Here is a 255-nt window from a genome sequence, read left to right on the forward strand (position 1 = left end):
GTGTGGAGTGCAACCGCTGGCTGTTGTAGAAGCTGACGATGTAGTCCGCAATGTCGTTCCTGGCTTCGGTATGGTTGGCGTAATCCTGCTGCCAAACGCGCTCCATCTTCAAATTCAGGAAGAATCGCTCCATTACCGCGTTGTCCCAGCAGTTGCCCTTGCGGCTCATGCTGCCGATCAGGCCATACTTGCTCAGCAGCGCCTGGTGTGCAGCGCTGGCATACTGGCTACCGCGGTCCGAATGCACGATCAATC

General features: G+C 56.9%; 1 protein-coding gene. It reads right to left on the reverse strand.

The genetic code is table 11. The features are described 5' to 3' along the window. The coding region (locus C5P05_RS08205; RefSeq protein WP_157979199.1) for an integrase core domain-containing protein at positions 1 to 255 on the reverse strand (255 nt) is incomplete at both ends.

This window comes from Rhodoferax ferrireducens (assembly GCF_003347515.1).
Lineage (GTDB): Bacteria > Pseudomonadota > Gammaproteobacteria > Burkholderiales > Burkholderiaceae_C > Rhodoferax.